Below are 13455 nucleotides of genomic sequence, written 5' to 3'. Positions count from 1 at the left end.
GCTTAAATTTATTTTGCGGCTAGGATGATGATTTCTTGTATAACTTTGCTTGCCGCTTTTAAAGATTTAACAGGTAAATACTCATAAATAGAGTGAAAATTATGTGCTCCAGTAAAGATATTTGGACAAGGCAGGCCTTTTTCCGAAAGCACCGCTCCATCGTATCCTCCACGCATAGGAATGATTTTAGTTTTGATATTTAAATTTTCATAAGCTTGTAAAGCAAGTTTAATAGGCAAAGATTTGGTTGTTTTTAGACTATTAAAGACATTTTTATAACGATCGTTAAGCTTAATGTTAATTCTTTCTTCTCCATATAGCTTTTTAAAACTATCGTTTAAATCTTGTAAAAATTGCATTCTTTGTTTGTATTTTTCATCATCAAATTCTCTAATATCTATTTTTAAAATAGTTTTAGCGCTATTTCCCTTGAGTTCTTTAACCCAAAAATATCCTTCTTTATTTTCTGTGTATTCAGGTGCTTCGCCATTTGGAAGCATAGAGATAAATTTATGTGCTAAAAGTAAAGAATTAACTAATTTTCCTTTAGCACTCATAGGATGAGCAGATTTTCCTATAAATTCTACTTCACAATCTCCTGCATTCCAATTTTCATAAATAAATTCTCCTATCTCACAACAATCTAAACAATATCCAAAGTCAGCATTAATTTCTTTTATATCAAAAGCTTTTGCCCCTCTTAAACCTTGTTCTTCATCAGGTAAAAAGCAAGCATAAATATCACCATGCTTAATATCAGGATTTTTAACAAAAAATTCAAGCATATCCATAATAGCTGCAATAGCTGCTTTATCATCAGCTCCAAGCAAGCTTGTGCCATCAGTGTGGATAATATCATCTCCTATGTAGTTTTTAAGCTCTTTAAATTCACTTTCTTTCAAATAAAGATCTAAGTTTTTATTTAAGCATATATCTCCACCTTGATACTTAGTGATTTGTGCTTTGGTGTCATTAGTTTGTTCCATACTTGTATCTAAATGCGCAAAAAAGGCTATTTTAGGAGCATTTGGAGTGTTTGCTGGTAAAAGAGCTGTGGTGATGGTGTTTTCTCTTCTTTTGATGTCTTTTAAACCTAGTTCTTGTAATTCTTTTTCAAGTAATTTTGCAAGCTCCATTTGATTAGGACTTGATGGCATAATGCCTTTGGCGCCATTTTCTCTACTTGTAGTGGTATTAATCTTAGTGTAATTTATAAATCTTTGTACAATATCCATAATTTTTCCTTTTTAGATTAAAATTAATAAAATTATAACAATTCATTTTTAAAATATTTGATTAATCTAAGAAGATTTTATTAAATGATATTTTCTATCAAAATTTATTTAAAATTATGATAATATATTTAAATTTATATTTTTTAAGGAGAGAATATGCAAAAACTTAGATTTATGATGATATTGAGCGTATTTATAACTTTTTTTGTTGGATGTTCTTCTAAAGAAATCAATCCTTTAGGGCGTTCTTTTGGAGAATTTAGCGATGGAGATCCTTTGAAAATAGGTAAAAATCCAACTCCACCGGCTAAACAAAAAACACCAACTTTAGTGGAAGGTAAGAAAATCCCAGCTATACCACTTGAGCCACCTCTTATGAAAGTCAATACTTTTAAAGGAGATAATGCTGTAAAAGGACCATTACCAAGACTTACATCAAGCAATGGATTTACTTCAAATGCTTTGTATGAAAATATAGGATTTGTAAGCGATTTTGTAACTATTATGAACCCAAATGGAGCTGCACTAACGGTTTGGGCTTTAAATCCAGGCAATTGGATATGGGGGTATAATTTATTTGATAGTAAATCTTTTGGTGATGCAAGAGTGTGGCAACTCATTGAATTTCCAAATAATACTGTGATGATTAAAAATGCAAAAACTTTAACTTGCTTAAATGCTTATGGTAATGGTATAGTACATTATCCTTGCGATCAGACAAATTTTGCACAATTTTGGAGATTATATCCTATGAGCAATGGTGCTTATCAAATTCAAAATTTTGCAACACAACAATGTATACAAACGACAGTTGGAAATGTAATGGAGGAATTTTATTTTGACTATTATAGTATTTATTTGACACCTTGTTTGAAATCAAAAGAAAAAAATTTAGATAGACAATGGAGCATTAGTGCGCCTGCTTTTCAAACAAGATCGCCTTATGCTTATACGGGAGAGTGATGATGAAAAAGATAGTATTTTTGATTTTTAGTTTTAATTTATTATTTGCTGCTTTGGAAAATTATAATAGCGGTACTTGGAATTTACAAGGTGCATCAGCTTCTACTGAAAGTAAGTGGAATATTAGCATAAGACAGCTTGTAACTGGTGCTAATCCTATGGATATTTTGGCTGTTCAAGAAGCAGGGGTTTTACCAAGCACTGCTATAATGACGCCAAGACAAGTTCAACCCGTGGGAGTTGGCATTCCTATTCATGAGTATGAGTGGAATTTGGGTTCATCAAGTCGTCCAAATTCAGTTTATATATACTACTCAAGAGTTGATGTTGGGGCAAATCGCGTAAATATGGCTATTGTGAGTAGAATGCGAGCTGATGAGGTAATAGTTTTACCACCTCCAACCGTTGCTTCAAGGCCTATTATAGGAATTCGTATAGGAAATGATGCGTTTTTTAGCATACACGCTTTATCAAGAGGTGGTAATGATGCAGGGGCTATTATAAGTGCTGTGGATATGCACTTTAGGAATATGCCACAGGTTAATTGGATGATTTTAGGGGATTTTAACAGACCTCCTGGGACTATTGTAAATTTAATTGATCCGGATTTAAGATCTCGCATTAATATAGTCGCACCTCCTTCTTTTACACAAACAGGTGGCAATACAATTGATTATGCGATTACGGGAAATTCAAGTACTACATCTTTATATAGTCCGCCTAGAATTCTTGCAATCTTAGCTGTAGCAGGACTTAGGACTTTTTTAGCTTCGGATCATTTTCCTGTAAATTTTAGAAGACCTTAGGAGAAGATGATGAGAAAAATTTGTATTTTATTTTGCTTTATTTTAAGTTTTTTAAAAGCTGAAGTTTTATTTGATGATTTAGAAGATTTTACACCTATGTTCGCGATAAGATCTTTAGAAACAGGAATTTCACTTAGTCCTTTTAGATATAGCTCTGAAAAATTAGAAGAGCAAAATTGGTTTTTAAGGGAAATAATACTTAGCAAAGAATTGAAACAAAAAGATAGATATGCCGTGCAACGCCCTTTTGGCTATGTGCAGTTTATAAACCCTAGAGGTGCTGATGTATGTTTAGCTGTCTTAAGTGAAAAATCTTTTGGAGTGAAATCTTGCAAGCAAGATTTGCAAGATGGGCAAATGCAAACGGTTTTTTCTATCATGCCTACTACAAGTTCAGCTGTGCAAATTAGATCTTTAACTCATGGCGGGGTAAAATGCATGAGTACCTTTTATGAAGCGCGCGTGCCTATAGAAAATCGTTTTGGCTTAGATGATTGCACTGTAAATCCTTCTGTGCCGATAGAGTTAAAAGAGTTATTTTTCTTTGCTCCTGCTATTGTTGAAGCAACTCCGATTTATTAAATTTAACCCGCTTTTGCGGGTTTAAACTCTAAGTTAAAATTTGTTAGAATGTCTTTAAATTTTTGTAGATAATTTTAATAGCCAAAATATAAATCCTACACAGTAGATATATTGAAGGAAAAATATGAAAGTAAAATTAAAAAATATTGGAATGCTTGATGAGGCAGAATTTGAAGTAGGAAATATTACTTTAATCTGTGGTGAAAATAATACTGGGAAAACTTATGCTACTTATAGTTTATACGGTTATTTGGATTTTTTAAGTAATAATTTAACTAGTGTATTTTTTTCAATAGTTCAAAAACATTCAAATATTTTAATTCCTGAAAAATATACTATCACAATATCAACATGGGAAATTCTAGCTATTTACAAAGAAGTAATTGAAAAAACATACGATGATTATAAGGAAAAATTATCAGAAATCTTAGCAGGAAAAGACGGAGATTTTGATGATAGTGTTTTCTTAAACCAAGAATTAGATTATTTTTTAGGTAAGTTAAGTAATGAAGATATTGTAAATAGATTTAAAGAATTTTCAGAAAATAAAAATTTGATTAATTTGTCAGAAATCAATAGCGAATATATAAAATTAGATTATAAGAATGATGATGAGAATTTTGAAGTAAAAGATAGAATTATTATGATTAAAACTATGCAGCTTTTAACATCTTTTTTTTTATTTCTAACTCCAAAATACCCAAGAGCTTTTATTTTGAGTGCAGAAAGAACTGGAGCTTCAATGTTTCAAAAGGAATTGGATGTAAATAAAAATGAAATTGTAGATAGGATATCTCAAGTTAGAAGTAGTGATATTAAAGAAGCTGTAATAGATATTTTAGTAGAAAAATATTCTAGATATCCAAAACCGGTTAAAGATAATATTTATTTTGTTAGAGAATTAGATGAGGTAGTAAAGAAAACGAGCTTTATACAAGAAGGTATAAATAAAAATTCTAAAAGTAAAAATTTATATCAAAATATTTTAGATTTATTATTTGAAATTGTTGGTGGAAAATACTTGGTTAGCGGAGAAGGTGTAGAATTTGCACCGGGTGCAAAAAAAAGAATTATCAAAGGTAAATTTTTAATTCAAAGAGCTTCGAGTTCTGTTCGATCTTTGCTTATACTAAATCATTATATTTTACATGAAGCTCAAAAAGGTGATATTTTGATGATAGATGAGCCAGAACTTAATCTCCATCCTAAAAATCAAATTTTACTAGCAAGACTTTTTACGCTTTTGGCAAATGCAGGTGTTAAAATTTTTATTACTACTCATAGTGATTATATAGTTAGAGAATTAAATAATTGCATAATGCTAAATGGATTAACAAATGAACAAATACAAACACTCAAATCAAAAGGTTATATAGAAGAAAATAAAATTGATTTTAAAGATATTAAAGCTTATATTGCTAAAAACATTAAAGGTAAAAATACCATTGAAGGGGTAAAAATCACTAAAGAAGAAGGAATTTTTATGAATACCTTTGATGAACCTATAGATACTCAAAATGAAAATCAAAGTACGATTTATGAAAAGATATGTGAGACTAGATATGACAAATAAGCACTTAAAAATTTTTAGAGATGCTATTAAAGATGATCTGAAAATAAAACCAAATGGCAATTGTTTTATAGTCTTTGAAAAACATGAAGATAGTAAAATTAAAAAAATAGAATTTACATTAAAAAATCAAGATGATTTTTTAATACTTAGGCAAGATGAAAACAAACATACCTTAAATCTTTTAAATAGCTTTTCTACAAATAAATCGTGCGATTTTATTGTGTTTAGAATATTGAATAACGAATTAATTGTATATTATTCTGAAATAAAATCAAGTCTTAGTAAAAAGAATGAAAATGAAGCATTGGAACAAATAAAATCATCAAGATTATTTGTAAATTATCTTTTATCTTGTTATTTAGAATATCACAAAGAAAGCATTGTAATCAAAAAAGAATTTTTTTTATATATATATCCTAAAATGGGGGTTTCAAATAAAAGAATTTTTTGCAAAATGACTAATTTAAGATTTAAAAGTGTGGAAGTTAGTAATATACAGAATGGTATAGTAAAAATTTCAGAAAACAAAATAAATGAATTTTTTGAGATTTTCAAATGAAAACCTTTTTAGTTTGTGCCTTAGAGCCTTCAGCAAATTTGCATTTAAAAGAAGTTTTAAAAGCTTATAAAAATGAGTATAAAGAATTTGATTTAGTGGGAATTTATGATGAGAATTTATGTGAAGAATTTAGTTTAAATTCGAAGCCACTTTATAGCTCACATGAGTTTAGTGCTATGGGTTTTATAGAGGTTTTGCCACTCATTTTAAAAGCTAAAAGAGCCATGAAAGAGCTGGTGAGTTTAAGTTTTGCTCAAAAAATTGATGCGATTTTATGTATAGATTCTCCTGCCTTTAACTTACCTTTTGCAAAGGCTTTAAAAAAAGCAAATTCCAAAGTAAAAAGAATTTATTATATTTTACCTCAAGTTTGGGCATGGAAAAAAGGACGCATTCCTATCATAGAAAGTCATTTTGATGTGCTAGCTTCTATTTTACCTTTTGATAGTGAGTTTTTTAGTAAAAGCACTTATGTGGGACATCCGCTTTTAGATGAGATAAAAGAATTTAAAAATCAAGAAGATATAAATTCTATACTTTCAAAAAATGATGATGAAAAAGTAATCGCTTTCTTACCGGGCTCAAGAAAAAGTGAAATAAAGCGTTTGATGCCTATTTTTAGAGAGTTAAGCACTAAATTTAAAGGTAAAAAAATCCTTTGTGTGCCCGAGTTTAATTTAAAAAGATTAGAAATTTACGGAAAAGTGAGTAATTTTGAAATTCAAACTAACACCCCAAAGGTGCTAAAAAATGCTGATTTTGCTTTTATTTGTAGTGGCACAGCTACACTTGAAGCAGCTTTGGTCGGCACGCCTTTTGTGCTTGCTTATAAAGCTAAAGCTATTGATGTATTTATCGCAAGATGTTTTGTAAAACTCAAACATATAGGCCTTGCAAATATCTTTTTAGATTTTGCAGGAAAAAGCGAGCTTAATCCTGAATTTTTACAAGAGCAAGTGAATGTGGAAAATTTATATCAAGCTTATCTTAAATACGATTATAAGGCATTTTTTGATAAAGTAGATTTTTTAAAAGAATATTTGCAATTTGCAAGTGCAAAAAATTTGGCTAAAATACTTTATGAAATCAAATAAGGATAAATCATGCAAAAAGAACCTATGAGTAAATACGGCTATGAGAAATTAGAAAAAGAATTAGAGCATTTAAAAAAAGTTGAACGCCCAAAAGTAGTAGAAGAAATAGACATAGCAAGAAGCCATGGAGATTTAAAAGAAAATGCAGAATATCACGCGGCTAGAGAAAAACAAGCTTTTATAGAAGGAAAGATTGCTGAACTTGGAGATTTGATCTCAAGAGCACAAATCATCGATCCATCTTCTTATGAGCATGATAGTGTGAAATTTGGCTCAACTGTTGTTGTAGAGGATTTAGAAAGTGAAAAACAAAGCACTTATACTTTGGTAGGGGTAAATGAAGGAAATTTAGAAAAAGGCTATATTTCCATTAGTTCGCCTATTGCTAAAGCAATGCTTGGTAAAAAAGAAGGGGATGATTTTAAAGTGCGTTTGCCAAAAGGCGAGAGTGAATTTGAAATCATTTCTATAGAATACAAAGCTTTGGAATTTTAATTTTTGCAAAAAATAATTATAAAAGAAAATGCTATTTTTATTGCCGATGCGCATGAAAATAAAAATAGGCGTGGTTTTTGGGAGTTTTTGCAAGCCTTAAAAAATAAAAAAATTCAAACTCCACAGCTTTTTTTAATGGGTGATATATTTGATCTTTTAATTTATGAAGTAAAGGCCACGCATGATTTTGCAAAAGCTTATATAGACTTACTTGAAGAACTTGCGTATGAAATTGAAATCATTTATTTAGAAGGCAATCATGATTTTAATTTAGCTAAATTTTTTAAAAAAGTGAAGGTTTTTAGTATAAAACAACAACCTTTGCTTTGCGAATTTCAAGATAAAACCTTAGTAAAATTAGCCCATGGGGATATTTTTTTAAAACCTTTTTTGCAGTTTTGCTTAAAAAGTTTGAGAAATCATTATTTGCTACTTTTTTTAAATTTTTTAAATGTTATTAGTAAAGAAAGAATTACTCAAAAAATTCTAAAAAATCAAAACAAAAAACAACTTATTAGAAAAATTCCTCATTTTTCTGCTTTAGTAAAAGAGCGTTTAAAGCACTATAATATAGGCTTTGTAATAGAAGGTCATTATCATCAAGATGTATTTTTAAAAAATGAAGATATAAAATATCTAAATTTAGCTACTTTTGCATACAAGGAAAGTTTTTTTATAGTAAAATATGAGCCAGAAATCAGATTTCACAAAATAGAACTTAAGGAGGCATAATGTTTGATGAGAATGTCGTTAAAACAGGTTCAAATGAAATGGAACTTGTTGATTTTCGCATCTTTAAGCAAGGCCACGATAAAGTCTACGAGGGAATTTATGGTGTAAATGTTTCTAAGGTTAGAGAAATCATTAAAATTCCTTTTTTGACTGAAATTCCAGGAGTGCCTGAATATGTAGAAGGTATTTTTGATCTTCGTGGCGTGGTGATTCCTGTAATCAACCTAGCAAAATGGATGCAAATTCAAGAACCAGAAATGACAAATATAAAACCTAGAGTTATCATTACTGAATTTAGTAATGTTTTAATCGGTTTTATTGTCCATGAGGCGAAAAGAATTCGTAGAATTAACTGGAAAAATATTGAGCCAGCTACTTTTGCAACAAGCGCGGGTAGTTTAGATAAGGGTAAAATTACTGGTGTAACTAAGATCGAAGGAGATGAGGTCTTACTTATCCTAGATTTAGAAAGTATAGTACAAGAACTTGGAATTTATACCCCGCAAACTGATATTGACGATGATAAAATTCAAAAAATCGAAGGTATGGCTTTAGCACTTGATGATAGTTCAACTGCAAGAAAACTTGTTAAAGATTTACTAAATAAAATTGGTCTTAAAGTAATTGAAGCTAAAGATGGTGTTGAAGGTTTACATAAACTAGAAGAGCTTTATAGTACTTATGGCAGTGATTTAAATAAACATTTAAAAATTATTGTAAGTGATGTTGAAATGCCACAAATGGATGGATTCCATTTTGCAGCAAAAGTTAGAGATGATGAGAGATTTAAAAATATTCCTATCGTATTTAACTCTTCTTTATCAAATGAATTTATGAGTGATAAAGGTGTTAAAGAAGCAGGTGGAGATGGGTATTTAGTTAAATTTAATGCAAGTGATTTCTTTGCTGAAATTTCTCGTATCATAGCAAAACATGAAAAAGGTGAGGAGTAAAAATGGAAGATATTCAAGAAATACTTGAGGATTTTTTAGTTGAAGCCTTTGAATTAGTCGAGCAAATTGATCATGATTTGGTTGAATTAGAAGCAAATCCTGAAGATTTAGAACTATTAAATAGAATTTTCCGCGTTGCGCATACTGTTAAAGGATCATCAAGCTTTTTAAATTTTGATGTTTTAACAAAACTTACTCATCATATGGAAGATGTTTTAAATAAAGCAAGACATAATGAGCTTAAAATTACTCCTGAAGTAATGGATGTAGTTTTAGAATCTATTGATATGATGAAAACTTTATTAAATTCTATTAGAGATAATGGAAATGATACAGCAATCGGACTTGATATAGCTCCAATTTGTGCAAGATTAACCGCAATTTCAGAAGGAGAAAGTTTAGAATCAATTACTCCGGCTAAGGCTGAAGAGCCAAAAGAAGAAGTTAAAGAAGAGCCAAAAGCTGAAGAACCTGAAGTTGATGTAAATAAACTTAGTGATGATGAAGTTGAAGCTGAAATTGAAAGACTTTTAAAAGTAAGAAAAGCTGAAGATCAAGCAAGACGCGCTGAAAAGAAAAAAACTCAAGAATCAACTCCAACCCCAAGTAAGCCAGCTCCACAGGCACAAAATGCAGCAGCTGAGAAAAAGGTCCCTGCAGCAGGTGGTGGAAGCAGCGGTGCAAATATGGATCAAACAATTAGGGTTGAAGTTAAAAGACTTGATCATTTAATGAACTTAATTGGTGAGCTTGTATTAGGTAAAAACCGCTTGTTAAAAATTTATGATGATGTTGAAGAAAGATATGATGGAGAAAAATTCTTAGAAGAATTAAATCAAGTTGTTTCTCAACTTAGCATTGTCACTACAGATATTCAACTTGCGGTTATGAAAACAAGAATGCAACCTATTGCGAAAGTATTTAATAAATTCCCAAGAGTTGTGCGTGATTTAGGCCGTGAACTTGGTAAACAAATGGAGCTTGAAATTTCAGGGGAAGAAACTGAACTTGATAAGTCTATTGTAGAAGAAATTGGCGATCCTATTATGCATATGATTAGAAATTCTTGTGATCATGGTATAGAAGATCCAGCAACGCGTATAGCTAATGGTAAACCAGAAAAAGGAACGGTTAATCTTAAAGCATATAATGAAGGAAATCATATCGTTGTTGAAATTGCCGATGATGGTAAAGGTTTAGATGCTGATGTGTTAAAATCAAAAGCAATAGAGAAAAACTTAATCACAGAGCGTGAAGCTGATCAAATGAGTGATAAAGAAGCATTTGCATTGATTTTCAAACCAGGTTTTTCAACCGCTGCAAAAATCACCAATGTTTCAGGGCGTGGTGTTGGAATGGATGTTGTTAAAACTAATATTGAAAAATTAAATGGTGTGATTGAAATCGATAGTGAACTTGGAAAAGGCACTGTGATGAAGCTTAAAATTCCACTTACTTTGGCGATTATTCAATCTTTACTTGTGGGAACTCAAGAAGAATTTTATGCTATTCCACTTGCAAGTGTTCTTGAAACAGTTAGAGTGCCAATTGATGATATTTATACCATTGAAGGTAAAAATGTACTTCGCTTAAGAGATGAGGTTTTATCTTTAGTAAGACTTTCAGATGTATTTGGCGTAAAACAAGTGCTTGAAAATACTGATCAAACTTATGTAGTTGTTATAGGTGTGGCAGAAAGTAAGCTTGGTATTATAGTGGATACTTTAGTAGGTCAAGAAGAAATTGTTATCAAGTCTATGGGTGAGTATTTGCAAAATATCCAAGGTATAGCAGGAGCAACTATCCGTGGTGATGGTAGAGTAACTTTGATTATCGATGTTGCTGCTATGATGGATATAGCTAAAGAAATTAAAGTTGATATTAAAGCACAAATTGAATCGCAATCTAAAAAAACAACTAAAGAAAAACCAAGTGATTATACAGTGCTTATAGTGGATGATTCTAAAATGGATAGAAATATCATGCAAAAATCATTAGAGCCACTAGGTGTAAGTATTATAGAAGCAACTAATGGTGTTGAAGCATTAAATACAATTAAATCAGGCGAGCATGATATTGATGCTGTGTTGATTGATATTGAAATGCCAAGAATGGATGGTTATACCTTAGCAGGTGAAATTAGAAAATATTCTAAATATAAAAACCTCCCACTTGTTGCAGTAACTTCAAGAACTAGTAAATCAGACCGCTTAAGAGGTGTGGAAGTAGGAATGACTGAGTATATTACTAAGCCTTACTCTCCAGAGTACTTAGAAAATGTAGTTAGAAAAAATTTAAAACTAGGATAAGAAGATGAATGATAAATTAAACCAGGTTTTGCAAAAACAACAAGCGCAAATTGCAGAACCTGATGTAGATAAAGAAGAGGATATTATTCAGCTTGTTGGCTTTGTGGTAGGAGATGAGGAATACGCTATTCCAATTCTTAATATCCAAGAAATTATTAAACCTATAGAATATACTAGGGTTCCAAGTGTACCTGATTATGTTTTAGGTGTGTTTAATATGAGGGGTAATGTTATGCCTTTGATTGATCTTGCTAAAAGATTTAATCAAGGTAGTTCTAAAATGACTCCTCAAACAAGATATATTGTTTTAAAAGGTATAGCAAATGGCAATCAAACTCCTGCAGGTAATGCAGGCTTTGTGATAGATAGATTAACAGAAGCTATTAAAATTCACAGAAGCAGGATTGATCCGCCACCTGAAACTTTACTAAAAGAAAAAGGTATGATTTTTGGTATAGGCAAAAGAGAAGAAAATATCTTGACTATATTAAAAGCTGAAGCTTTATTAAAGCGTGAGTTTTAATGATAAAGCTTTGTGCCTTTGACTTTGATTCTACGCTAATGGATGGGGAAACTATCGATATTTTAGCACAAGAATATAATGTTGGTGATGCTGTAAAAGCAATCACCAACAAAGCAATGAATGGTGAGCTTGATTTTTTTGAAAGCTTAAGTGCTAGAGTAGCTTTGCTTGAAGGTATGCCTATAGAGCAGGTAAAGAAATGCTGTGAAAATTTACCTTTGATGAATGGCGCTAAAGAATTATGCGAATATTTAAAAAGTAAGAATATAAAAATAATCGTTTTTAGTGGTGGATTTCATGAAGGAATTGATTTAATACAAAATAAACTTCATTTTGATTTTGGTTTTGCTAACTTTTTACATAGTAAAAATGGTTTTTTAACAGGAAAAGTTGGCGGAGAAATTATGTTTAATAACTCAAAAGGTATTATACTACAAAGACTTAAGAAATTTTTAAATTTAAAAACAGAAGAAATTATGTGTGTAGGCGATGGAGCTAATGATATTTCTATGTTTAAAGAATGTGGATTAAAAATAGCTTTTTGTGCCAAAGAAATTTTAAAATCTCATGCAGATATTTGTATAGATAAGAAAGATTTAAAAGAAATAATAAAGGTAATACAATGAAAAAATTTTCACTATGGTGTGATTTTATAGAAAATGAATTTTTAGATCATGAATTTTTAGATTTAATTTACTCAAAAACAATCAATGGTGCTACCTCAAATCCTGCTATTTTTAAAAATGCGATTTTAAACTCAGCTATTTATAAAGAAAAAATCAAAAAATCAAATCTTAAAGATAAAAAAGCTTTATATGAGTATCTTGCGATAGAAGATATAGCTAAGGCTGCGGATAAATTAGCTATTAATTATTATGAAAATAATGATGGTTTTATTAGTATTGAAATTGATCCAAGATTAAAAGATAATACTAGCCTATCTTTGGCCGAAGCAAAAAGATTATACATGCAAATTGCAAAAGAAAATGTGATGATGAAAATTCCTGCTACAGAAGCTTCTTATGAAGTAATGCAAGAATTAATGAAAAATGGTATTAATGTTAACGCTACTTTGATTTTTGATTTTGAGCAAACTAAAAAATGCTTTGAAGCTTTAAATTTAGGTTTAAAAGAATTTAGAAAAAATAATACCACAGCTAAAAAAGAGCCTCGAGCAGTTATTAGTATTTTTGTAAGCCGTTTTGATAGATTATTAAATAATCAAGTTTTAGATAAAAATTATATAGGAATTCTTACTGCAACAAAGGCTTATAATTATATCATTAAACAAAATGAAACAAATATTAGAGCTTTATTTGCAAGTACAGGTGTTAAGGGTGATGATTTAGAAAAAGATTATTATATTAAAGAATTACTCTATGATAAAGCTATTAATACTGCACCACTAGATGCTATTAAGGCTTTTAAAGGTAAGAAAATTATATTTAAAGAGCCTTTAAAAGATGAGTGTATAGAGAAAAAATTAAATGCAAATATTTCAAAAGATGCTTTAAGTAAAGCTTGTAAAGATTTGCTTGATGATGGTTTGGAGCAATTTTGCATAGCTTATGAAGATATTTTAAAATCTTTATAAACTTATTTGGCTATAATTAGCGTTTATTTTTTTAGAA

At 30.1% G+C, this 13455-nt stretch carries 14 protein-coding genes; 13 read left to right on the top strand and 1 reads right to left on the bottom strand.

All coding sequences use genetic code 11. The features are described 5' to 3' along the window. Positions 1-8: 8 nt before the first annotated feature. On the bottom strand, positions 9-1235 hold the full coding sequence (gene pepT / locus L8T82_RS02915; protein ID WP_133319528.1) for a peptidase T: 1227 nt from the start codon (positions 1233-1235) through the stop codon (positions 9-11). Positions 1236-1391: 156 nt separating this feature from the next. Here pepT and L8T82_RS02910 point away from each other — a divergent pair, with 156 nt between their 5' ends. From L8T82_RS02910 to L8T82_RS02850, 13 genes are all read left to right on the top strand, one after another. After that, positions 1392-2198 (top strand): cytolethal distending toxin subunit A/C, encoded by an 807-nt coding sequence (locus L8T82_RS02910; protein WP_133319529.1) that lies wholly within the window; start codon positions 1392-1394, stop codon positions 2196-2198. Between the two features lie 2 nt (positions 2199-2200). Beyond that, complete coding sequence (locus L8T82_RS02905) at positions 2201-3004, top strand: cytolethal distending toxin subunit B family protein (protein WP_220566608.1); 804 nt, start codon at positions 2201-2203, stop codon at positions 3002-3004. Between the two features lie 9 nt (positions 3005-3013). Then, positions 3014-3586, top strand: coding sequence for a cytolethal distending toxin subunit A (locus L8T82_RS02900; protein ID WP_263661487.1), 573 nt, complete (start codon positions 3014-3016; stop codon positions 3584-3586). Between the two features lie 124 nt (positions 3587-3710). Next, positions 3711-5159, top strand: coding sequence for an AAA family ATPase (locus L8T82_RS02895; protein WP_263662784.1), 1449 nt, complete (start codon positions 3711-3713; stop codon positions 5157-5159). Then, a complete protein-coding gene (locus tag L8T82_RS02890) occupies positions 5125-5718 on the top strand; it encodes a hypothetical protein (RefSeq protein WP_263662785.1) in 594 nt (197 codons plus the stop codon). The genes L8T82_RS02895 and L8T82_RS02890 overlap by 35 nt, the downstream gene beginning before the upstream one ends. Further along, positions 5715-6812, top strand: a complete 1098-nt coding sequence (lpxB, locus tag L8T82_RS02885; protein WP_263725830.1) for a lipid-A-disaccharide synthase — start codon at positions 5715-5717, stop codon at positions 6810-6812. The genes L8T82_RS02890 and lpxB overlap by 4 nt, the downstream gene beginning before the upstream one ends. 9 nt (positions 6813-6821) lie before the next feature. Further along, a complete protein-coding gene (greA, locus tag L8T82_RS02880) occupies positions 6822-7307 on the top strand; it encodes a transcription elongation factor GreA (RefSeq protein WP_039619215.1) in 486 nt (161 codons plus the stop codon). Between the two features lie 3 nt (positions 7308-7310). Then, the gene (locus L8T82_RS02875) at positions 7311-8039 is read left to right on the top strand and encodes a UDP-2,3-diacylglucosamine diphosphatase (protein ID WP_220566581.1); all 729 of its coding nucleotides are present in this window, start codon (positions 7311-7313) and stop codon (positions 8037-8039) included. Continuing rightward, the gene (locus tag L8T82_RS02870; protein ID WP_133319535.1) at positions 8039-8992 is read left to right on the top strand and encodes a chemotaxis protein; all 954 of its coding nucleotides are present in this window, start codon (positions 8039-8041) and stop codon (positions 8990-8992) included. The genes L8T82_RS02875 and L8T82_RS02870 overlap by 1 nt, the downstream gene beginning before the upstream one ends. A 2-nt stretch (positions 8993-8994) precedes the next feature. Then, positions 8995-11301, top strand: a complete 2307-nt coding sequence (locus tag L8T82_RS02865) for a chemotaxis protein CheW (protein WP_220566582.1) — start codon at positions 8995-8997, stop codon at positions 11299-11301. 4 nt (positions 11302-11305) lie between these two features. Continuing rightward, positions 11306-11824, top strand: a complete 519-nt coding sequence (locus tag L8T82_RS02860) for a chemotaxis protein CheW (protein ID WP_133319537.1) — start codon at positions 11306-11308, stop codon at positions 11822-11824. Further along, the gene (gene serB, locus L8T82_RS02855; protein ID WP_133319538.1) at positions 11824-12450 is read left to right on the top strand and encodes a phosphoserine phosphatase SerB; all 627 of its coding nucleotides are present in this window, start codon (positions 11824-11826) and stop codon (positions 12448-12450) included. Before L8T82_RS02860 ends, serB begins: the two co-directional genes overlap by 1 nt. Then, on the top strand, positions 12447-13418 hold the full coding sequence (locus tag L8T82_RS02850; protein ID WP_263666618.1) for a transaldolase: 972 nt from the start codon (positions 12447-12449) through the stop codon (positions 13416-13418). Before serB ends, L8T82_RS02850 begins: the two co-directional genes overlap by 4 nt. The last annotated feature ends 37 nt before the right edge of the window (positions 13419-13455 follow it).

Origin of the sequence: Campylobacter sp. IFREMER_LSEM_CL292 (assembly GCF_025771615.1) — a bacterium.
Classification (GTDB): domain Bacteria; phylum Campylobacterota; class Campylobacteria; order Campylobacterales; family Campylobacteraceae; genus Campylobacter_D; species Campylobacter_D lari_D.
This window is presented reverse-complemented; position numbering and strand designations above follow the sequence as displayed.